A 20,965-nucleotide genomic window follows, 5' to 3' on the forward strand; every position below is an offset into this window, starting at 1 on the left:
GCGCACCTCCATCACCTCCATCACCTCGCGCACCCCCCGCGCGCACACACCCCGCGCGATCCGCACCCGCGGCGGGCTCTCCTTCCGCGTCGAGCCCCGGGCCTGGCTGGCCGCGCTGCTGCTCTGCGCGGCGGCCCTGGCCATGGGCGTCGTACTCATCGGCAGCGGCGACTACCCGATGGCCCCGGCCGACGTCGTGCGCACGCTGCTCGGCAACGGCACCGCCTCCCAGGAGTTCATCGTCACCGAGCTGCGCGTGCCGCGAGTCGTCGTCGCGCTGCTCGTCGGAACGGCGCTCGGGGTGTCGGGGGCGGTCTTCCAGTCGGTCTCCCGCAACCCGCTGGGCAGCCCCGACGTGATCGGCTTCGGGCAGGGTGCGACGGCCGGCGCGCTCGTGGTGATCGTGCTCTTCAAGGGCAACACGTTCGCGGTCACGGGCGGCGCGCTCGCCGGCTGCCTGCTGACCGGCGTCCTCGTCTACTTCCTCGCGTGGAAGCGAGGAGTGCACGGCTACCGGCTCGTGCTCGTCGGAATCGGCGCGGCCGCCATGCTCACCGCCCTCAACCACTTCCTGATCACCAAGGCCAGCATCATCGACGCCACCCGCGCCACCGTGTGGATGACCGGCTCGCTCGACGGACGCGGCTGGGACCACGCCTGGCCGCTGCTCGCCTCCTGCGCCGTCCTGGTGCCGCTGGTGCTGGGACACGGGCGTTCGCTGCGCATGATGGAGATGGGCGACGACGCCTCGTACGCCCTCGGGGTCAGCGTCGAGCGGAGCCGGCTCGTGCTGATGCTGTCCGCCGTCCTGCTCATCGCCGTGGCGACGGCGGCGGCCGGCCCCATCGCCTTCGTGGCCCTGAGCGCGCCGCAGCTCGCCCGCAGGCTGACCCGTTCGCCCGGCCCGAACCTCGGCGCCTCCGCGTGCATGGGAGCCGCTCTGCTCGTGGTCGCCGACTGGGTCGCCCAGCAGGCCTTCGGCGACACCCAGCTGCCGGTGGGTGTGGTGACCGGCGTGCTCGGCGGCTGCTATCTGCTGTGGCTGCTGGTCACCGAACGCAAGGCGGGACGTATATGAGCCGGCGTACGGCCCCGACGCACCCGCACCCGACTGAGAAGACCCCCAGGAGCATGCCCGTGCAGCGCCAGCGACTCAGCGCCGAATCCGTGACCCTCGCGTACGACCAGCGGATCATCGCCCAGGACCTGTCCGTCGAGATACCCGACAACTCCTTCACCGTCATCGTCGGGCCGAACGCGTGCGGCAAGTCGACGCTGCTGCGGGCCCTTTCCCGGATGCTCAAGCCCACCCACGGCCGGGTCCTGCTCGACGGCAACGCCATCGCCTCCATGCCCGCGAAGAAGGTGGCCAGGACCCTCGGGCTGCTGCCCCAGTCGTCCATCGCGCCGGACGGGATCACGGTCGCCGACCTGGTCGCCCGAGGCCGCTACCCGCACCAGGGGGTGCTGCGGCAGTGGTCACCCGACGACGAGCGGGTCGTCGAGGAGTCGATGGCGTCCACGGGCGTCGGCGAGCTGGCCGACCGGTACGTCGACGAACTGTCCGGCGGACAGCGCCAGCGCGTCTGGATCGCCATGGCCCTCGCCCAGCAGACTCCGCTGCTCCTGCTCGACGAGCCGACGACGTTCCTCGACATCCAGCACCAGATCGACGTCCTCGACCTGTGCTCGGAACTCCACGAGACGCAGGGGCGCACCCTGGTCGCCGTACTGCATGACCTGAACCACGCGGCTCGCTACGCCACCCACCTGATCGCCATGCGCGACGGTGAGATCGTCGCGCAGGGGCCGCCTGCCGAGGTGGTCACGGCGGAGCTGGTGGAGCGGGTCTTCGGGCTGCGCTGCCAGGTCATCGACGACCCGGAGACGGGAACACCGCTGGTGGTGCCGGCCGCGCGCAAGGCGCGCACCGCGCACGCGGGGGCCGAGAAGGCCTCGGCCGCTGCTACAGCATCTTCCTGAGCCGGATCAGGTCGCGAAACCCCGCCTCCAGCTTCACCCGGCCCGACGCCCACGCCTTCGCGAAGTTCAGCTCGCCGCCGACCAGGGCCAGCAGATCGTCGCCTGCCATGGCCAGGCGGATCTCGGCGCGCTCGCGCGGCGGTCCGTCGAAGGAGTCGCGTACGTCGATCCGGCCGTCCACGAGACGGCCGGTGAACGTGGCGTCGAGATCCGTGAGGTGACAGCTCAGCGAACGGTCGAGCGAGACTGCGCCGCGAACGTCGTCGTCGGTCCGGGCCAGGTTGTCCGAGAGCTCACCGAGTGCGCTGCGGCACTCCTCCATCGTTGCCATCGAAGCGACGTTACCGCAGTGCTTCGCGGTAGCGTCGGGGCATGAACGACGACGGCCAGACGGCAGGATCCGCGGCAGGCTTCGCGGCCGCGGAACCTGCCGCGCCTGCCCCGCTCGGAGTGGACCGCACTCCCACCGGGCACCCCGACGTGGACGCACGGCTGGAGCGCCTCGGCGACGCGGACCACCTCCCGGCTGACGGGCACCTCGACGTGTACGAGGATGTGCACGGGGGGCTGCGCGAGGCGCTGACCGCGCTGGACGCCCGACCGGGACCTCCGGCGCCCCCATCGTCGTACGACAACAGGAGCTGAACCGAACGTGGCAGGAGTCGCGCGCCGACGCCTCGACGCCGAACTGGTCCGCCGCAGCCTCGCCCGCTCGCGGGAGCACGCGAGCCAGCTGATCGCGGCGGGGCGGGTGAAGGTGGGCGGAGCCGTCGCAGCCAAGGCGGCCACGCAGGTGGAGACCAGCGCCGCCGTCGTGGTGCTGGCCGACGACAACGACCCCGACTACGTCTCGCGCGGCGGCCACAAGCTGGCCGGCGCGCTGAAGGCGTTCGTACCGCTCGGGCTGCGCGTCGAGGGCCGACGGGCCCTGGACGCCGGGGCGTCGACCGGCGGATTCACCGATGTGCTGCTACGGGCCGGGGCGCGGCGCGTCGTCGCGGTCGACGTCGGATACGGCCAGCTCGCCTGGTCGCTGCAGTCCGATGAACGGGTGAGCGTCAAGGACCGTACCAATGTGCGGGAAATGACACTCGACATGATCGACGGGGAGGCGGTGGACCTGATCGTCGGTGACCTGTCCTTCATTCCCCTGGGGCTGGTTCTTCCGGCGCTCGTGCGGTGCGCCGCGCCCGACGCGGATCTCGTGATGATGGTCAAGCCGCAGTTCGAGGTGGGCAAGGACCGCCTGGGCAGCGGGGGTGTCGTGCGCAGCCCCGAACTGCGCGCCGAAACCGTGCGGGCCGTGGCCCGGCAGGCGTGGGACCTCGGGCTCGGTGTGCGGGGCGTGACCGCGAGTCCGCTGCCGGGCCCCTCGGGGAACGTTGAATACTTTCTGTGGCTCCGGGCAGGGGCAGCCGAGCTCGACCCGGACGATGTTGACCGTGCAGTGGCGGAGGGGCCGAGTTGACGACGACGACAGCTACGACAGCTAACACGCCAGGGGATTCCGGGGGAGACGCGCGCACCGTCTTTCTGCTCGCCCACACCGGGCGTCCCGCCGCGATCCGCAGCGCCGAACTGGTCGTTGAGGGCCTGCTCCGCAGTGGAATCGGCGTGCGGGTGCTCGCCGCCGAGGCCGCCGACCTGCCGCTGCCCTCCTCCGTCGAGCTGGTGGCGGAGGCCTCGCCGCACGTCCTCGACGGGTGCGAGCTGCTGGTCGTGCTCGGCGGGGACGGGACCCTGCTGCGCGGCGCCGAATTCGCGCGCGCTTCCGGGGTGCCGATGCTCGGCGTCAACCTGGGCCGCGTCGGGTTCCTCGCGGAGGCGGAGCGCGACGACCTCGACAAGGTGGTCGACCGGGTCGTCACCCGGGCGTACGAGGTCGAGGAACGCATGACCCTCGACGTCCTCGTGCACAACAACGGCGATGTGATCCACGAGGACTGGGCGCTCAACGAGGCCGCCGTGCAGAAGGTGTCGCCCGAGCGGATGCTCGAAGTGGTGCTGGAGATCGACGGCCGTCCCGTGACCGGGTTCGGCTGCGACGGAATCGTCTGCGCCACCCCGACCGGCTCCACGGCGTACGCCTTCTCAGCGGGCGGCCCCGTGGTCTGGCCCGAGGTGGAAGCCCTGCTGATGGTGCCGATCAGTGCGCACGCGCTGTTCGCCAAGCCGCTGGTGACCTCGCCGGACTCGGTGCTGGCCGTGGAGGTCCAGCCGCACACGCCGCACGGCGTGCTGTGGTGCGACGGCCGCCGGACCGTCGAACTGCCCGCCGGTGCGCGGGTCGTGGTGCGGCGGGGAGCCGTGCCGGTGCGGCTGGCACGGTTGCACCACGCGTCCTTCACCGACCGGCTGGTCGCCAAATTCGCCCTTCCCGTGTCGGGCTGGCGCGGGGCGCCGCACTGACCGTCGCGGGCGAGGCGGCGGCCGTCGCGGCCCCGGCCGGCGGCGGCACGGGGGAGTGTCGGCGCGGGGCCCGTCGCACGGGGCCGCCCGGACCTCGTAAGGTCGTGTCCGTGCTGGAGGAGATGCGGATACGGTCGCTGGGTGTCATTGACGATGCCGTCGTCGAGCTTTCACCGGGGTTCACCGCGGTGACCGGTGAGACCGGCGCGGGCAAGACCATGGTCGTCACCAGCCTCGGGCTGCTGCTCGGCGGACGCGCCGACGCGGCCCTGGTACGGATCGGGGCGAAGGCCGCGGTCGTCGAGGGGCGGCTCACGATGGCGCCAGACGCGCCCGCAGCCGTTCGGGCGGGTGAGGCCGGGGCGGAACTGGACGACGGGGCGCTGCTGATCAGCCGGACCATCTCCGCCGAGGGGCGCTCGCGCGCCCACCTCGGCGGGCGTTCCGTCCCCGTGGGGCTCCTGGCCGAGTTGGCCGACGATCTCGTCGCCGTGCACGGGCAGACCGATCAGCAGGGTCTGCTGCGGCCGGCCCGGCAGCGGCAGGCCCTCGACCGGTACGCCGGCGACGCCGTCGCCGTACCGCACACGAAGTACGCGGCCGCGTACCGGCGGCTGCGGTCCGTGGTCACGCAGTTGGACGAGCTGACCACGCTGGCGCGGGAGCGGGCCCAGGAGGCGGATCTGCTGCGCTTCGGGCTGGAGGAGATCGCCGGGGTCGAGCCGCGGGCGGGCGAGGACGTCGAACTGGCCGCGGAGGCGGAGCGGCTCGGCCACGCCGAGGCGCTGGCCTCGGCGGCGTCGGTCGCGCATGCCGCGCTGGCCGGCAACCCCGAGGACCCGGAGACCGTCGACGCGACCACGCTGGTCGCCGGGGCGCACCGGGCACTGGAGGCCGTACGCGCCCATGACCCGGCGCTCGCGGTGCTCGCGGAGCGCATCGGGGAGATCGGGATTCTGCTGGGCGATGTGGCGGGGGAGCTGGCCGGGTACGCCGACAATCTCGACGCCGACCCGCTGCGGCTGTCGGCGGTCGAGGAGCGGCGCGCGGCCCTGACCCTGCTGACACGGAAGTACGGCGAGGATGCCGAGGCGGTGCTGGGCTGGGCCGAGGACGGCGTCGCCCGGCTGACTGAGCTCGAGGGCGACGACGAGCGGATCGCGGAGCTCGCCGCCGAGCGCGACGGCTTGCGGGCCGAACTGGCGCACCTGGCGCAGGCGTTGACGGACGCGCGTACGGAGGCCGCCGAGCGGTTCGCCGGGGCGGTGACCGAGGAGCTTGCCTCGCTGGCCATGCCGCACGCGCGGGTCTCCATCGAAGTGCGGCAGACCGAGGACCCCGAGGGGGTGGAGGTCGGCGGGCGGCCGGTGGCGTACGGGGCGTCCGGTGTCGACGAGGTCGAGTTGCTGCTCGCGCCGCATCCCGGCGCTCAGGCGCGGCCGATCGCCAAGGGGGCTTCCGGGGGTGAACTCTCCCGGGTCATGCTCGCAGTGGAGGTCGTCTTCGCCGGGTCCGATCCGGTTCCGACGTATCTGTTCGACGAGGTCGACGCCGGTGTCGGAGGCAAGGCGGCGGTCGAGGTGGGGCGGCGGCTGGCGAAGCTCGCCAAGTCGGCGCAGGTCGTGGTCGTGACGCACCTGCCGCAGGTCGCGGCCTTCGCCGACCGGCAACTGCTCGTCGAGAAGACCAACGACGGCTCGGTCACCAGGAGTGGCGTCACCGTGCTGGAGGGCGAGGACCGGGTCCGGGAGCTGTCGCGCATGCTGGCGGGCCAGGAAGACTCGGAGACGGCCCGGGCGCACGCGGAGGAGTTGCTGGCGGCGGCGCGCGGAGACGGATAGACCGCAGCACATCACGTAGTCCGCAGCACATCACGCGTGGTCCGCACATCACGCCTTACGTTCCGGACACCGCTTGGGGGCCGCCGCCGGGGCACGAGGGTCGCTGATCACCCGTGTGGGTGATGACGGTCCGGTGCGACCAGGGGTTCGACCCCTTCGCGGTGCCGGAACGCGCGTGCGGGCTGGCATTCTTGGCGCAGTACGTCCCCGCCGTTCGACGCCGACTCAGGAGCTCCGACCGACGTGAGCAGCACTCCGGTCCCGCCGTACGGCCAGTCGCCGCTGAGCGTGGTCCAAGTCCTCGGCGGCGGCAGCGCGGGCAGCAGCACCCACGTCAGGTCGCTCGCCGCCGGGCTGGTGGCGCGGGGACTGCGCGTGGCCGTCTGCGCCCCGGCGGCGGCTGAACCGGCGTACGACTTCGGCGGTTGCGGCGCGCGGTTCGTGTCCGTACCCCGGCGTGGTGATCCCGCCTCGGTGGCGGCGCTGCGGGCGGCGTGTGCCGGTGCCGACCTGGTGCACGCCCACGGGCTGCACGCCGCGGTGCGCAGCGCTCTGGCGCTCAGGGGGCTGCAAGTTCCGCTCGTGGTCACGCTGCACAACCGCGCGGACGACGTCGGGGCGCGCGGGCACGTCGTACGGCTGATGGAGCGGCGGGTGCTCAGGGCCGCGGCCGTGGTGCTGGGTACGTCGTCCGACCTCGTCGACCGGGCCCGGGGCCGGGGGGCGCGCGACGCACGGCTCGCGCCGGTGACCGTTCCGCGTCCAGCGGTGAACGTCTCGGAGGGCAAGGCGCGCGCCGAACTCGGCGCGATGGACCGGCCGCTGATCGTCGCCGTCGGGAGCCTGGTACCGCACCGGGGGTACGACGTGCTTCTGGACGCCGCCCGGGCGTGGCGTGACCTCGACCCCGCCCCGTTGGTGCTCGTCGCCGGTGAAGGGCGGGAGCGGGGCGCCCTTGAGCGGCGTATCGCGGCCGAGTCGCTGCCCGTGCGGCTCATCGGCCGGCGTGAGGACATCTTCGAGCTGCTCGCCGCCGCCGATGTCGCGGTGCTCGCCAGCCGGTGGGAGGCACGGTCCGTGCTGGCCCAGGAGGCGCTGCGGGCCGGGGTCCCGCTGGTCGCCACGGCGGTCGGCGGGGTGCCGGAGCTGGTCGGCGACGCGGCCGAGCTTGTTCCGTACGGCGACAGTGAGGCGCTCGCGGGCGCGGTCGGCCGGCTGCTGGGCGATGCGGGCCGACGGTCGTGGCTGGCCGATGCGGGCAGGCGGCAGGCGGCGACCTGGCCGACCGAGGACGAGACCGTGGCGCAGGTGCTGAGCATCTACGACGAGCTGACCTGCTGAGCCGAGTACGACGGGCCGACCCTGCTGAGCCGTGTACGACGGGCCGACCTGCCAGGACGTCGGGACGTGGGTACGTCGGGACGTTTACGACGGGTTGATCTGCTGCGGTGTGTGGCGCCGGGCGCGCAGGGCTAGGCTCAGAGCCAGGACCGTCTGCGGGTCGTCCAGGTCCGTGCCGAGCAGTTCGGAGATGCGGGCCAGGCGGTTGTAGAGGGTCTGGCGGTTCAGATGGAGCTCGCGGGCCGTCTCCGCCTTGCGGCCCGCGTTCGCGAGGTACGTCTGCAGCGTAGGGAGCAGGGGCGGACGCGACGTCTGGTCGTGGTCGCGGAGCGGACCGATCGCCCGCTCCACGAAAGCGGCCAGATCGGGGTGCTCCCGCAGCCGCCAGAGCAGCAGGTCGATGTCGAGGCGCCGTGCGTCGTACCAGGGGCGGTCGGACAGACCCTGGGCAGCCGTGGCGGTCTCCGCCGCGTGCCGCAGGCCCGCCGACGCCGCTGTCCAGCTGCCCGCCACTCCCACGACCACGACCGGCGGATGGCCGCCGGCGCGGCCCAGTCCGGCCCGTTCCACCCCGGCGCGCAGCGCGGCCGCCACCCGGTCCGCGACCGCTGTACGTTCCGACTCCGAGCGCAGGCCCAGCAGGAGCGGCACCCGGCCCTCCACGGGGCGTACGCCCAGCAGGACCGGTACGCCGACGGCGGAGAGCTCCTCCAGGACGGCCCGTGCCAGCACCGCCCAGTTGCCCGTGGGCGCCAGCTCGGCCGCGAGCCGCATCACGACCGGCAGCAGCGGGCCCTCGCCCGGCTTGAAGCCCAGGACCCGGGCCTGGGCGGGCGCGTCGTCGGCCGCGATGCGGCCCTCGGCCAGGTCGGTGAGGAAGTCGCCGCGCCCCCGGGCCGCCAGTTCCTCCTCCTGGCGTGCCTGCATCAGGACCACCGCGAGGATTCCCGCCGCGCGCTCGGCCGCGATCCGGTGGACGGGGAGCAGCGGGGCGGAGACCGCGAGCAGGGCGATCCTGGCGCGCACCGCGCCCGCGCCGTGGCCGCCGCCGGGCACGTCCACCAGCACGCCGTTCGCCGGCGGGCCCTCCTCGCGGGCCTCCCGCTGCCCGCGCAGGCCCTCCCACACCTGGAGCGGGTCGGCGCATGCCTCGCCCGCCTCGGGAGCGGCGGCGTACAGGAGCTGTCCGTCCGCCGTCTCCAGGAAGACCGGGTTGGCGGTGAAGTCCGCGAGGATGCCCAGGACCTGGGGGATGCCACCGCCGCCGAGCAGCGCCTCCGTACACCGGCGATGTACCTCTTCGGCGCGCCGCAGGAGCGTGTAGTGGCCGTTGACGATCTCGGTGTGGACCTCTTCGGTGACCGATACGAACGGCACCTCGCGGTGCAGCTGTACGAGCGGCAGGCCGGCCGCCCGCGCGGTCTCCACGATGGTCGAGGGCAACCGGCTGAAGCGCGGGCCCAGCTCCACCACCAGCGCCGCGATCCCGCGCTCCGCGAGCCGCCGTACGAAGGCGCGCTGCTCTGCGGGGCGGGTGCCGAGACCGAGACCGGTCGTCAGGAGCAGTTCGCCGCCCTTGAGCAGCGACGCGATGTTCGGGACCTCACCGGCGTGCACCCAGCGCACGGTGCGGTTCAGCCGGTCGGCGCCGGCGACGACCTCGGGAAGGCCGCCGCGGAGCCCCGGCAGCTCCAGCGCCCGCTGCACGGTGATGCTGCCTTGCGTCTCCATCCTGCCGACGCTACTCGCGTGTCTGTTCCAGGAACATCACCCGGCGGTCACGGCACACATGTCGCGGGCGCTGGGCCCGACAACTCGTCGCCCCCGCACTCCTTTTGAGTGACCCCGTGTCGATTGTGGTGTGCGTCACGCGGGCCAAGACTGTCGCCCCGCACAACTGTGGTTCGTGAGAGAGGGCGCGGCATGTCAGACAAACCCGCACGCGAGGTCCAGCGGCTCAAGGCGAATTCCGTCGGACTGGTCGGTGTGGTCTTCATGGCGGTGGCCACCGCGGCACCGATCACCGCGATGACCGGGAATCTCCCCATCGCCGTGGGCTTCGGCAATGGAACGGGCGCCCCCGCCGGCTACCTCTTCGCCACCGTCGTGCTGACCGTCTTCTCGGTCGGATACGTCGCCATGGCGAAGCGCATCACCGCCGCGGGCGCCTTCTACGGCTACATCTCGCACGGCCTCGGCCGCATCGCGGGCATGGCCTCCGGGATGCTCGCCGTTCTCGCGTACATCGTTTTCGAGGCCTCCATCGTCGGCATCTTCGCTTACTTCGGACAGACGACCGTCGCCGACCAGCTCGGAATAGACGTTCCCTGGATCGTGTACGCCGTGGGAATGCTCGCCGTGACGGGCGTTCTCGCGTACTTCGACATCAACATCACCGCCAAGGCCCTCGGTGTCATGCTCGTCGCCGAGATCGCCGTGCTCTTCGCCGTCGCCACCGCCGTCCTGCTCGCGGGTGGCGGCCCCGACGGCATCCCCGTCGAGCCGGTCAACCCGGTCAACGCGTTCACGGGAAGCTCCGCTGGGCTCGGGCTCTTCTTCGCCTTCTGGTCGTGGGTCGGCTTCGAGTCGACGGCGATGTACGGCGAGGAGTCGCGCGACCCGAAGCGCGTCATACCGCGCGCGACCCTGATCTCGGTGATCGGCGTGGGCCTCTTCTACATCTACGTCTCCTGGATGACGATCGCCGGCAACGGCCTCGACGGCGCGGTCAAGGTGTCGTCCTCCGCCTCTCCCCTCGACCTCTTCTTCGATCCGACGGACAAGTTCATCGGCGCGTGGGCTGTCGACGCCTTCCAGTGGTTGCTGCTCACCGGTTCGTTCGCCTGCGGCATGGCGTTCCACCAGTGCGCGTCGCGCTACCTCTACGCGATCGGCCGCGAGGGCTTCCTGCACCCCGCCCTCGGACGCACGCACCGATCGCACGGTTCGCCGTACATCGCGTCGTACGTCCAGTCCGCCATCGCCACGCTCCTGGTCGCCGCGTTCTGGCTGGCCGGCGAGGACCCGTACGTCCATCTCTACACGCTGCTCGCGATCCTCGGGACGATGGCGATCCTTATCGTCCAGACACTCTGTTCGTTCGCGGTGATCGGCTACTTCCGCAAGAACCATCCGGAGGACCGGCACTGGTTCAGGACGTTCACCGCCCCGCTGCTCGGCGGCATCGGAATGATCGCCGTCGTCGTCCTGCTCGTGCTCAACATGGAGACCGCGGCCGGGCTCGCCGCCGACTCCCTCTTCTTCGAGCTCATTCCGTGGATCGTCGGACTCGTCTTCATCGGCGGCCTCGGGCTCGGCTTCTGGCTCAAGGCCAAGAGGCCGGAACGCTACGAGATCATCGGCCGGATCGTCCTCGACGACACGGCCGAGCGCACTGACGAACCGCAGACCAGCCACCCAGCCGCGACCGTCTGAGGAGCTCTGCCATGTCCCGTACGCACGCGATGCACGCACTACGACAGCTCGCCGCACAGCACGCCGCCGCCCGCAGGCTGCGCATGCCCGCCTCCGAGGTCCGCGGCTCCAGCCGCCGTGAACTGCTCGCCCGCGCCGCGGCCCTCGGCCTCGGTACGGTCGTGGCCGGCCAGGCCGCCCCCGCCCACGCGTCCCAGGTCCGCGCGGCCGCGTCCGTACGGGGCGCGGCGGCGCCCAGAATCGCCGTGGTCGGCGCAGGCATAGCCGGCCTCACCGCGGCCCTGACGCTCAAGGACACGGGCCTTGCCTGCACGCTCTACGAGGCGAACCCGGACCGGGTGGGAGGCCGCATGTGGACCCAGCACGGCCACTGGGCGTACGGCCAGACGTCGGAGATCGGCGGCGAGCTGATCGACACCAGCCACAAGAAGATCTTGGAACTGTGCAGGCGTTTCGGCCTGCCGACGGAGGACTTCCTGGGCGGGGGGCCGAACGGCGCCGAGGAAGTGCTCTGGTTCAACGGGGCCTACTACCCGCGCGAGCAGGCCGACGAGGACTTCAAGGACGTATTCCAGTCCCTTCACCGGGACCTCCAGGAGTCGGGCGAGGTGATGTGGAACCAGACCACCCCGACAGGCACGGCCCTGGACAACATGTCGATTCACGAGTGGATCGACTCGCGCGTTCCCGGCGGGCACTCCGCACCGCTCGGCCGCTTCATCGACGTCGCCTACAACGTCGAGTACGGCGCGGACACCACCGAACAGTCGGCCCTCGCCCTGGTGCTGCTCATGGGCTACCAGCCGAACCCGGGACACTTCAACGTCTGGGGTCTGTCCAACGAGCGCTATCACATCACTGGCGGCAACGACCAGCTCCCGCGCGCCATCGCGAACGCGCTGCCCGCCGGCACGGTCCGGATGGGCAAACAGCTCACGGCGGTAAGGGCCAACGCCAATGGCACCCAGACCCTTACCTTCACCGACGCCGGCACGACCACCACCGTCACCGCCGACCACACCGTCCTGTGTGTGCCGCTGCCGGTCCTCCAGCGGCTGGACCTGTCAGCGGCCCGCTTCGACCCACTCATGACGAACCTGGTGCGCGATGCCCGGATGGGCACCTGCACCAAGCTCAACATGCAGTTCTCCACCCGGCCGTGGCGCGGCGCGGGCGCCTGGCCCGGAGTCTCGGCGGGTGACTGCTTCACCGACAGCGACGTACAGCAGACCTGGGACACGACCAAGCTCCAGCCGGGCACCGGCGGCATCCTCATCCAGTACGGCAGCGGCAGGCTCGCCACGGCACTCACCCCGGCCACACCCTTCGCCACCGAGTCGGACCCCTACGTACGGGACCTCGCCGCGCGCCGTTCCCGGGAGATCGAGGCGTTCTTCCCGGGAACCTCCGGAAAGTGGACCGGGAAGGCACAGCTGTCCGCCTGGCACCGCCACCCCTACACGCTCGGCGCGTACTCCTACTGGCCCGTCGGCTACCTGCACCGGTACGCCGGCTACGAAGGCACCCCACAGGGCAACATCCACATCGGCGGTGAGCACTGCAGTTACGACTTCCAGGGCTTTATGGAGGGCGGCGCGACCGAAGGGGAACGCGCCGCCCGTGAAGTGATCGGCAAACTGGCCTAGTCAGCCGCCGTACGCCCCGCTGGCCGTCAGCCGCAGTGCCGTGTCGATCAGCGGCACGTGGCTGAATGCCTGCGGGAAGTTGCCGACCTGGCGCTGCAGATTGGAGTCCCACTCCTCGGCGAGCAGCCCCAGGTCGTTGCGGAGCCCCAGGAGCTTCTCGAAGAGGTTGCGGGCCTCGTCGACCCGCCCGATCATCGCCAGGTCGTCGGCCAGCCAGAACGAGCACGCCAGGAACGCGCCCTCGTCGCCTTCGAGCCCGTCCACGCCCGCGTTGTCGCCCGCGGTCGGGTAGCGCAGCACGAATCCGTCCTCCGTGGACAGTTCGCGCTGGATCGCCTCGATCGTGCCGATGACCCGCTTGTCGTCGGGCGGCAGAAAGCCCATCTGCGGAATGAGCAGCAGGGAGGCGTCCAGTTCCTTCGACCCGTACGACTGGGTGAAGGTGTTGCGCTCCGCGTCGTAGCCCTTCTCGCACACGTCGCGGTGGATCTCGTCGCGCATTTCGCGCCACCGCTCGATGGGCCCGTCCGCGTCGCCCATCTCGATGAGCTTGATGGTCCGGTCGACCGCGACCCAGGCCATCACCTTGGAGTGCACGAAGTGGCGGCGCGGGCCGCGCACCTCCCAGATGCCCTCGTCGGGCTGGTTCCAGTGCTCCTCCAGGTAGCGGATGAGCTTGAGCTGGAGGAGGGAGGCGTAGTCGTTGCGGGCCAGGCCCGTCATGTGCGCCAAGTGCAGGGCCTCGGTGACCTCGCCGTACACGTCGAGCTGGAGCTGGTGGGCCGCCCCGTTGCCGACCCGTACCGGGCCGGAGTTCTCGTACCCCGGCAGCCAGTCCAGCTCTGCCTCGCCGAGCTCCCGCTCGCCGGCGATCCCGTACATGATCTGCAGGTTCTCCGGGTCGCCGGCGACCGCGCGCAGCAGCCACTCGCGCCAGGCCCGTGCCTCCTCGCGGTAGCCGGTGCGCAGCAGCGAGGACAGGGTGATGGCCGCGTCGCGCAGCCACGTGTAGCGGTAGTCCCAGTTGCGTACGCCGCCGATCTCCTCCGGAAGGGAGGTGGTGGGGGCGGCGACGATGCCGCCCGTCGGGGCGTAGGTGAGGGCTTTGAGCGTGATCAGTGAGCGAACTACGGCCTCGCGGTACGGGCCGTGGTACGTGCACTGCTCGACCCACTCGCGCCAGAAGTCGGCGGTCGCCTCCAGCGCACCCTCCGGCTCGGGCATCGGCGGTTCGGGCTTGTGCGAGGGCTGCCAGCTGATGGTGAAGGTGATCCGCTCGCCGGGTGAGACGGTGAAGTCGGAGTACGTCGTGAGGTTCTTGCCGTAAGTCTCGGTGTCGGAGTCGAGCCACACCGAGTCGGGCCCGGCGACCGCGACCGTGCGCGTGTCGACCTTGTGGACCCAGGGCACCACACGTCCGTAGCTGAAACGCATCCGCAGCGCGGAGCGCATCCGTACCCGGCCGCTGATCCCTTCGACGATGCGCACCACTTGGGGAGCGCCGTCGCGGGGCGGCATGAAATCGGTCACCCTGACGGTGCCGCGTGGGGTGTCCCACTCCGATTCGAGAATCAGTGAGTCCCCGCGGTAACGGCGGCGGGTGGCCGCCGGAGGTCCGGCGTCGGCCGCGTGCGCGGGGCCGATCCGCCAGAATCCGTGTTCCTCGGTGCCGAGAAGTCCGGCAAAAATGGCATGGGAGTCGAAGCGGGGGAGGCACAGCCAGTCGACTGTGCCGTCCCTGCAGACCAGTGCCGCGGTCTGCATGTCTCCGATAAGTGCGTAGTCCTCGATGCGCCCGGCCACGTGCAATCTCCAGTCGAACGGCCACGTCCGCCCCTTAGGGCGCTTGCGGTCAGGGGATTTCCGACGAGCTCTCGGTCCCGGGAGCGGGCGGTGATGGTGCCTTCGCCGGCAGGCTCGCAGCGATGTGTCCGAGCAGGATACGACGCGTCCGGGTGATCTGCGCGCCCGCCTTGGCAACATGAGGAAGCCGAACGGGTGAGCCAAGGGTGAGGGGCAGGTGGGGGGCGGGTGCGGCGCGTGGCCGGAAGCGGCCTCGTCCGGTCGCTGATACCCTGGTACCCCGTGGACCGGTGGCCTGCTTTTTCATCAGACGCCCCCGAACCGCAGCGACGGCGTGACCCGCATTCCGGGCCCACAGCCGGTACGCACCACCACTCGCGACCACGGGAGCCCCCTCTTGGCGATGCCGCCCAAATCCATGACGACCAAGCACATCTTCGTCACCGGAGGTGTCGCCTCCTCCCTCGGTAAGGGCCTGACGGCCTCCAGCCTGGGTGCGCTGCTCAAGGCGCGGGGCCTGCGGGTCACGATGCAAAAACTCGACCCCTATCTCAACGTCGACCCCGGCACGATGAATCCCTTCCAGCACGGTGAGGTGTTCGTCACCAACGACGGCGCCGAGACCGATCTGGACATCGGCCACTACGAGCGGTTCCTCGACGTCGACCTCGACGGCTCGGCCAACGTCACCACCGGTCAGGTCTATTCGCAAGTCATCGCCAAGGAGCGGCGCGGTGAGTACCTCGGTGACACCGTTCAGGTCATTCCGCACATCACCAACGAGATCAAACACCGCATCCGGCGCATGGCGGCCGACGATGTCGATGTCGTCATCACCGAGGTCGGCGGCACGGTCGGCGACATCGAGTCGCTGCCGTTCCTGGAGACCGTCCGTCAGGTCCGGCACGAGGTCGGCCGCGACAACGTCTTCGTCGTGCACATCTCGCTGCTGCCCTACATCGGCCCCTCCGGCGAGCTGAAGACCAAGCCGACCCAGCACTCGGTCGCGGCCCTGCGCAACATCGGTATCCAGCCCGACGCGATCGTGCTGCGCGCCGACCGCGAGGTGCCGCTGTCCATCAAACGCAAGATCTCGCTGATGTGCGATGTCGACGAGGCCGCCGTGGTCGCCGCGATCGACGCCAAGTCGATCTACGACATTCCGAAGGTGCTGCACACCGAGGGCCTGGACGCGTACGTCGTACGCAAGTTGGATCTGCCGTTCCGTGATGTGAACTGGACCCAGTGGGAGGACCTGCTGGACCGCGTCCACAATCCCGACCACGAGGTCACGCTGGCGCTCGTCGGCAAGTACATCGACCTGCCGGACGCCTACCTCTCGGTCATCGAGGCGCTGCGCGCCGGCGGCTTCGCGAACAAGGCCCGGGTGAAGGTCAAGTGGGTCGCGTCCGACGACTGCAAGACCCCGGCGGGCGCCGCGGCCCAGCTCGGTGACGTCGACGCGATCTGCATTCCGGGCGGTTTCGGCGATCGCGGCGTCAACGGCAAGGTCGGCGCGATCACCTTCGCCCGCGAGAACAGGGTCCCGCTGCTCGGCCTGTGTCTGGGTCTGCAGTGCATCGTCATCGAGGCGGCCCGCAACCTCGCCGGCATCGCGGACGCCAACTCCACCGAGTTCGACCCCGCCACCGCGCACCCGGTGATCTCCACCATGGAGGAGCAGCTGGCGTACGTGGAAGGCGCTGGTGACCTCGGCGGCACCATGCGGCTCGGCCTCTACCCGGCGAAGCTCGCCGAGGGCTCGATCGTGCGTGAGGTCTACGGCGACCAGCCCTACGTCGACGAGCGCCACCGTCACCGCTACGAGGTTAACAACGCCTACCGCGGGGAGCTGGAGAAGAAGGCCGGTCTGGTCTTCTCCGGCACCTCCCCGGACAACAAACTCGTCGAGTACGTCGAGTACCCCCGCGAGGTACACCCCTACCTCGTCGCCACCCAGGCGCACCCCGAGCTCCGCTCCCGCCCGACCCGCCCGCACCCGCTCTTCGCCGGCCTGGTCAAGGCCGCCGTCGAACGGCAGCAGCGTGCGGCGCAGACCGGCGCGGCCGGCCAGTAGGGACAGGCGATACGGTTGCCGGGGTATGGGCCTTTCGGGGCCCGTACCCCGGTTTTCTGGTTTGGGAGGACGCTTTCATGGCCATCAAGGACGCCCCCGAGGAATGGCAGGTCACCGCGACAGCGGTTCCCTTCACGGGCAACAAGACGAGTGTCCGCACCGACGACGTGGTCATGCCGGACGGCGGCGTGGTGCGCCGCGACTATCAGGTCCACCCCGGTTCGGTCGCGGTCCTCGCGCTCGACGACCTCGGCCGCGTCGCCGTCATCCGCCAGTACCGCCACCCGGTGCGCCAGCGGCTGTGGGAGATCCCGGCCGGCCTGCTCGACGTACCCGGAGAGAACCCGCTGCACGCCGCTCAGCGGGAGCTCTATGAGGAGGCGCACGTCAAGGCCGAGGACTGGCGGGTGCTGGTCGACGTCTACACCACGCCCGGGGGCTGTGACGAGGCGGTACGGATCTTCCTCGCCCGCGATCTGTCCGACATCGAGGGCGAGCGCTTCCTGGTCGAGGAGGAAGAGGCCGACATGGAGCAGGCCCGGGTCCCGCTGCAGGAGCTCGTGAGCGCCGCTCTCGCCGGCGAAGTGCACAACAACTGCCTGGTCGTGGCGGTTCTCGCACTGTCCGCGGCGCTGGCCGGCGAAGGCGCGGACGCGCTCCGCCCGGCCGATGCCCCGTGGCCGGCCCGGCCCTTCGAGGCGTAGCGACTGTCCGACGGTGACTATCTGATAGGCCGCTGATCCGATCGGGGGACCCGCCCGCCGCGCTCCACACGGTTCGTCGCAGAGCGTGAACTACGCTCCAAGTTCCGGCCGCAGTCGCGGCGGGCTTGTGCGCAGGCGGACGGGAGCGTGGCCCGTGACGGATCAGGCGGTGGACACCAGCGGTACGGCGGCACGTTCCGCGGCGGCGCCTTCCGCGCCATCGTGGGCGACGGGTGAGTTCTTCGGCAGAGAGCGCGAGCTGAAGGCGCTGCGGGCCGACATCGAACGCGCCGGTCTGGACACGCTCGCCGGCCGCAAGGCGCCCAGGGCCCGCGTCCTGCTCATCGCCGGACGCCCGGGCTCGGGGCGCACCGCTCTCGCCGGGGAACTCGCCACGAGCCTCGCCGCCGACTACCCCGACGGTGTGCTCCGCGCCCGGCTGACAGCCCCCGGCGGCCGGCGGGTACCCACCGAGCAGACGGCCCGCGGCCTGCTCGACGACCTGGCGGTCCCCGCGCCGGCCGGGGCGAGCGGCGACGAGCTGTCCGAGATGGTGCGCGAGACGCTGTCCCTGCGACGCCTTCTGCTGGTTCTCGACGACGCCGCCGACGCGGAGCAGGTCGACCCGCTGCTGCCCGACAACCTGGACTGCCTGGTCGTCGCGACGGCCCAGGGCCCACTCACCGGCATCCCCGACGTCCGTCCGTGCACCATCGGCGGCCTGGACAGCGGCTCCGCCGTCCAGCTCCTCGGCCGCTTCACCGGCGAGGTGCGCGTCACCGTCGACCCGACGGCCGCCCACGCCCTCGCCGAGGAGTGCGCCGGACAGCCGGCCGCGCTGATGCTGGTCGGCGGCTGGCTCGCCGCCCGGCCCAACGCGTCGGTCGCCGATGTGACCAAGCGCCTGCACGCCATGCCCGTGGACACCGAGCACCCCACCGGGGCCAGGCCGCTGGCCCGCGCCTTCGCGTTCGTCTACGACTGCCTCTCGCAGCCCACGGCCCGGATGCTGCGCCTGCTCGCGCTCGCTCCCGCCGGCCTCGTCGACGCCCAGTCGGCCTCCGCACTGGCCGGCTGCTCGGTCTCCGGAGCCCAGACGACCCTCGACGACTTCGTCGCGCTCGGCCTGCTGTGCAGGCTCCCCGGCAGGCAGTACGAGGTGCCCGGCTGCTTCGCGCCGATGCTGAAGGCCCTCATGGAGAACCGGGACCGGCCCTCAGAGGTACAGCTCGCCCGGGCCCGGATGCTGGAGCGGACCGTACGGCAGCTCCAGTCCTGCCGGGCGATCACCGAGCCCGACGGGTCCCCGGCCCGCAAGAAGCTCGCGGGGCTGCCGCGCGCGCTGCGGTTTCCCAACGCCGTCGCCGGGGCCGAGTGGCTGCGGATGCGCCAGCCCGCGCTGCTCGCCTCGGCCCGGATCGCGGTGGAGGACGGTGAACTCGACACGCTGGCCAGGCGGTTGGTGGCCGCGCTGGTACGGGCACTGGCCGCGCACCGGGGCACCGAGTCGGCCGCTCCCGAGTTGTACGGCCTGCACCGGCTCGTACTCGATGTGGCCGACCGGTGCGGTCTGCACCGGGAGCGGGCGGCGGCCCTGCTGAACCTCGCCGACCTGGACGCGCAGACCGGGCGTACGCACGAGGCCATGGCGCGCTACCGGGCGGCGCTGGACGCGGGCCGGGCCGCCGCCGACCCGTACGCCGTAGCCCGGGCGATGGAATCCGTAGGGGGGACCTACCAGGAGCTGGGCGACTGGCAGCGGGCCTCCGACTGGTACGGCAGGGCCTTGGAACAGCGGCTGACGCGGGGGGAGCGGGCGGACGCCGCGCGGTTGTACGGGCGGCTCGGGGCCGTACACACCTATGCGGGCCGGTACGGCGAGGCGCTGCGCGACTGGCGGTCCTCGGCGGCAGGACTCCGCAAGGCCGGTGATCTCCCGGGCTACGCAAGGGCGTTGAGCGAGACGGCCCGGGTGCAGGAGTACGCCGGGCGCCCCACCGAATCGCTGCGCACCTGTCAGGAGGCGGTGGAATGGGCGCGGCAGGCCGCCGACGTGCGGCTTCACGCCGCACTTGAGCTTCGGCTCGCGGACACACTCGACCGGCTCGGCGACCCGGCGGCCGCCCGACTGCACCGGAGCGCTGCTGAAACATTGCTCGGAGAACCGGGTTCTACCTACGAAATCCGTAGTGGTTCGACGAGAGATTGATGCTTTGTAAGGCTAGACAGCTGGAAATCCTTCATTAGACTGGCTCCGCCGCACCATTCTGCGGTGTTCCCCGGGTGTGCCCCGCTTACCTGGGTATGTATGGCATGGACCCCCTTTATCCCCCCTGAGCCAAGGACCGTGATCGACGTGAAGGTCGGCATCCCCCGCGAGGTCAAGAACAACGAGTTCCGGGTGGCCATCACCCCCGCCGGAGTCCACGAGCTGGTTCGCCACGGCCACCAGGTGTTCGTCGAGCAGAGCGCCGGCGCCGGATCCTCGATCACGGACGGTGAGTACATCGCCGCCGGTGCGCAGATCCTGGCCACCGCCGACGAGGTCTGGGCCATCGCTGACCTGCTGCTCAAGGTCAAGGAGCCCATCGCGGAGGAGTACCACCGCCTCCGCAAGGACCAGACCCTCTTCACCTACCTGCACCTCGCCGCCTCCCGCGAGTGCACGGACGCCCTGCTGGCCTCCGGCACCACGGCGATCGCCTACGAGACGGTGGAGACCGCGAACCGCGCGCTGCCGCTGCTCGCCCCCATGTCCGAGGTCGCGGGCCGGCTCGCCCCGCAGGTCGGCGCGTACCACCTGATGCGCTCGGTCGGCGGCCGCGGTGTGCTCCCCGGCGGCGTCCCGGGTACGTCGGCCGGCGAAGCCGTGGTCATCGGCGGCGGCGTCTCGGGCTGGAACGCCACACAGATCGCCGTCGGCATGGGCTTCCACGTGACCCTGCTCGACCGCGACATCAACAAGCTGCGCGAGGCCGACAAGGTCTTCGGCACCAAGGTCAAGACGATCGTCTCCAACGCCTTCGAGCTGGAGAAGGCCGTCACCGAGGCCGACCTCGTCATCGGCGCCGTGCTCATCCCCGGCGCGAAGGCCCCGAAGCTCGTCACCAACGAGCTCGTCGCCAAGATGAAGCCGGGAAGTGTTCTTGTCGACATTGCGATCGATCAGGGCGGCTGCTTCGAGGACTCGCGTCCCACGACCCACGCCGAGCCGATCTTCATGGTGTACAACTCGGTCTTCTACTGCGTCGCGAACATGCCGGGCGCAGTCCCGAACACCTCCACCTACGCGCTGACCAACGCCACGCTGCCGTACATCGTGGAGCTCGCCAACCGCGGCTGGGTCGAGGCGCTGCGCCGCGACGCCGCGCTCGCCAAGGGCCTCAACACCCATGACGGCCAGGTCGTTTACCGCGAGGTGGCGGAGGCGCACCTGCTGCCGCACCTCGAACTGAGCACGCTGCTCGCCTGACGCGTCAACGACGGTCGTCAACCTCACGCAACCGGCCGGACCTTGCCGAGCAAGGGCCGGCCGGCGGCATGTCCGGGTACTCCCGGGAGCGGGTTCAACTCGCCGTGAACGTAACCCTTTAACCGTTTCGCGCCCCCGCGAAACGCGCGGCCAACGGCTCGCTTCCGCGCCTCCACACCCTTGACAGAAGGGTGCCGCGCTGCCGACACATCGGGCCGGGTCCGGCGGATTGTGTTGCTGCGGACCGGTGACAC

The 20,965-nt window shown here is 71.2% G+C and carries 16 protein-coding genes; 13 read left to right on the top strand and 3 right to left on the bottom strand.

The features are described from left to right. Nucleotides 1-10: 10 nt before the first annotated feature. Nucleotides 11-1,078 carry a FecCD family ABC transporter permease gene (locus ACU6WZ_RS23990; RefSeq protein ID WP_447034218.1) on the top strand — a complete coding sequence of 356 codons (1,068 nt, stop codon included), beginning with the start codon at nucleotides 11-13 and terminating at the stop codon, nucleotides 1,076-1,078. A 53-nt stretch (nucleotides 1,079-1,131) separates the two neighbouring features. Next, nucleotides 1,132-1,983: an ABC transporter ATP-binding protein gene (locus tag ACU6WZ_RS23995; protein ID WP_447030273.1), complete on the top strand. Its 852-nt coding sequence runs from the start codon at nucleotides 1,132-1,134 to the stop codon at nucleotides 1,981-1,983. Here ACU6WZ_RS23995 and ACU6WZ_RS24000 read toward each other — a convergent pair. After that, complete coding sequence (locus tag ACU6WZ_RS24000) at nucleotides 1,967-2,314, bottom strand: SCP2 sterol-binding domain-containing protein (protein ID WP_447030274.1); 348 nt, start codon at nucleotides 2,312-2,314, stop codon at nucleotides 1,967-1,969. The two genes, ACU6WZ_RS23995 and ACU6WZ_RS24000, sit on opposite strands and share 17 nt — an antisense overlap. A gap of 41 nt (nucleotides 2,315-2,355) precedes the next feature. Here ACU6WZ_RS24000 and ACU6WZ_RS24005 point away from each other — a divergent pair, with 41 nt between their 5' ends. The 5 genes from ACU6WZ_RS24005 (at nucleotide 2,356) to ACU6WZ_RS24025 (ending at nucleotide 7,574) form a co-directional block, all read left to right on the top strand. Beyond that, nucleotides 2,356-2,628, top strand: coding sequence for a hypothetical protein (locus ACU6WZ_RS24005; protein WP_447030275.1), 273 nt, complete (start codon nucleotides 2,356-2,358; stop codon nucleotides 2,626-2,628). Between the two features lie 7 nt (nucleotides 2,629-2,635). Next, nucleotides 2,636-3,451, top strand: coding sequence for a TlyA family RNA methyltransferase (locus ACU6WZ_RS24010; RefSeq protein WP_447030276.1), 816 nt, complete (start codon nucleotides 2,636-2,638; stop codon nucleotides 3,449-3,451). Further along, entirely contained in the window at nucleotides 3,448-4,392 is a 945-nt protein-coding gene (locus ACU6WZ_RS24015; RefSeq protein WP_447030277.1) for an NAD kinase, read from the top strand. The genes ACU6WZ_RS24010 and ACU6WZ_RS24015 overlap by 4 nt, the downstream gene beginning before the upstream one ends. Before the next feature lie 122 nt (nucleotides 4,393-4,514). Next, on the top strand, nucleotides 4,515-6,233 hold the full coding sequence (recN, locus tag ACU6WZ_RS24020) for a DNA repair protein RecN (protein WP_447034220.1): 1,719 nt from the start codon (nucleotides 4,515-4,517) through the stop codon (nucleotides 6,231-6,233). A 243-nt stretch (nucleotides 6,234-6,476) separates the two neighbouring features. Beyond that, nucleotides 6,477-7,574: a glycosyltransferase family 4 protein gene (locus ACU6WZ_RS24025; protein WP_447030278.1), complete on the top strand. Its 1,098-nt coding sequence runs from the start codon at nucleotides 6,477-6,479 to the stop codon at nucleotides 7,572-7,574. An 84-nt stretch (nucleotides 7,575-7,658) separates the two neighbouring features. Here ACU6WZ_RS24025 and ACU6WZ_RS24030 read toward each other — a convergent pair whose 3' ends face one another. Beyond that, on the bottom strand, nucleotides 7,659-9,305 hold the full coding sequence (locus ACU6WZ_RS24030; RefSeq protein WP_447030279.1) for a PucR family transcriptional regulator: 1,647 nt from the start codon (nucleotides 9,303-9,305) through the stop codon (nucleotides 7,659-7,661). Between the two features lie 192 nt (nucleotides 9,306-9,497). On the opposite strand from ACU6WZ_RS24030, the gene ACU6WZ_RS24035 reads away from it, so the two are divergent. Further along, the gene (locus tag ACU6WZ_RS24035; protein WP_447030280.1) at nucleotides 9,498-11,009 is read left to right on the top strand and encodes an APC family permease; all 1,512 of its coding nucleotides are present in this window, start codon (nucleotides 9,498-9,500) and stop codon (nucleotides 11,007-11,009) included. 11 nt (nucleotides 11,010-11,020) lie between these two features. After that, nucleotides 11,021-12,655, top strand: coding sequence for a flavin monoamine oxidase family protein (locus ACU6WZ_RS24040; protein WP_447030281.1), 1,635 nt, complete (start codon nucleotides 11,021-11,023; stop codon nucleotides 12,653-12,655). Here the strand turns inward: ACU6WZ_RS24040 and ACU6WZ_RS24045 are convergent, their stop codons facing one another. Next, nucleotides 12,656-14,458, bottom strand: a complete 1,803-nt coding sequence (locus ACU6WZ_RS24045) for a glycoside hydrolase family 15 protein (protein ID WP_447030282.1) — start codon at nucleotides 14,456-14,458, stop codon at nucleotides 12,656-12,658. Nucleotides 14,459-14,861: 403 nt separating this feature from the next. On the opposite strand from ACU6WZ_RS24045, the gene pyrG reads away from it, so the two are divergent. From pyrG to ald, 4 genes are all read left to right on the top strand, one after another. Further along, a complete protein-coding gene (gene pyrG / locus ACU6WZ_RS24050; protein WP_447030283.1) occupies nucleotides 14,862-16,535 on the top strand; it encodes a CTP synthase in 1,674 nt (557 codons plus the stop codon). Between the two features lie 77 nt (nucleotides 16,536-16,612). Then, nucleotides 16,613-17,239, top strand: coding sequence for an NUDIX domain-containing protein (locus ACU6WZ_RS24055; RefSeq protein ID WP_447030284.1), 627 nt, complete (start codon nucleotides 16,613-16,615; stop codon nucleotides 17,237-17,239). A gap of 154 nt (nucleotides 17,240-17,393) precedes the next feature. Further along, nucleotides 17,394-19,448, top strand: coding sequence for a tetratricopeptide repeat protein (locus tag ACU6WZ_RS24060; RefSeq protein WP_447030285.1), 2,055 nt, complete (start codon nucleotides 17,394-17,396; stop codon nucleotides 19,446-19,448). A 147-nt stretch (nucleotides 19,449-19,595) separates the two neighbouring features. Beyond that, nucleotides 19,596-20,711 carry an alanine dehydrogenase gene (gene ald, locus ACU6WZ_RS24065; protein WP_447034222.1) on the top strand — a complete coding sequence of 372 codons (1,116 nt, stop codon included), beginning with the start codon at nucleotides 19,596-19,598 and terminating at the stop codon, nucleotides 20,709-20,711. Nucleotides 20,712-20,965: the final 254 nt, after the last annotated feature.

It is taken from the genome of Streptomyces hypolithicus, from assembly GCF_052934925.1.

What these genes read in the sequence shown, in the direction of transcription:
- ACU6WZ_RS23995 (WP_447030273.1), top strand. Translation starts at nt 1,132, where the DNA reads ATGCCCGTGCAGCGCCAGCGACTCAGCGCCGAATCCGTGACCCTCGCG.
- ACU6WZ_RS24000 (WP_447030274.1), bottom strand. Translation starts at nt 2,314, where the DNA reads ATGGCAACGATGGAGGAGTGCCGCAGCGCACTCGGTGAGCTCTCGGAC.
- ACU6WZ_RS24005 (WP_447030275.1), top strand. Translation starts at nt 2,356, where the DNA reads ATGAACGACGACGGCCAGACGGCAGGATCCGCGGCAGGCTTCGCGGCC.
- recN (WP_447034220.1), top strand. Translation starts at nt 4,515, where the DNA reads ATGCGGATACGGTCGCTGGGTGTCATTGACGATGCCGTCGTCGAGCTT.
- ACU6WZ_RS24030 (WP_447030279.1), bottom strand. Translation starts at nt 9,305, where the DNA reads ATGGAGACGCAAGGCAGCATCACCGTGCAGCGGGCGCTGGAGCTGCCG.
- ACU6WZ_RS24035 (WP_447030280.1), top strand. Translation starts at nt 9,498, where the DNA reads ATGTCAGACAAACCCGCACGCGAGGTCCAGCGGCTCAAGGCGAATTCC.
- ACU6WZ_RS24040 (WP_447030281.1), top strand. Translation starts at nt 11,021, where the DNA reads ATGTCCCGTACGCACGCGATGCACGCACTACGACAGCTCGCCGCACAG.
- pyrG (WP_447030283.1), top strand. Translation starts at nt 14,862, where the DNA reads ATGCCGCCCAAATCCATGACGACCAAGCACATCTTCGTCACCGGAGGT.
- ACU6WZ_RS24055 (WP_447030284.1), top strand. Translation starts at nt 16,613, where the DNA reads ATGGCCATCAAGGACGCCCCCGAGGAATGGCAGGTCACCGCGACAGCG.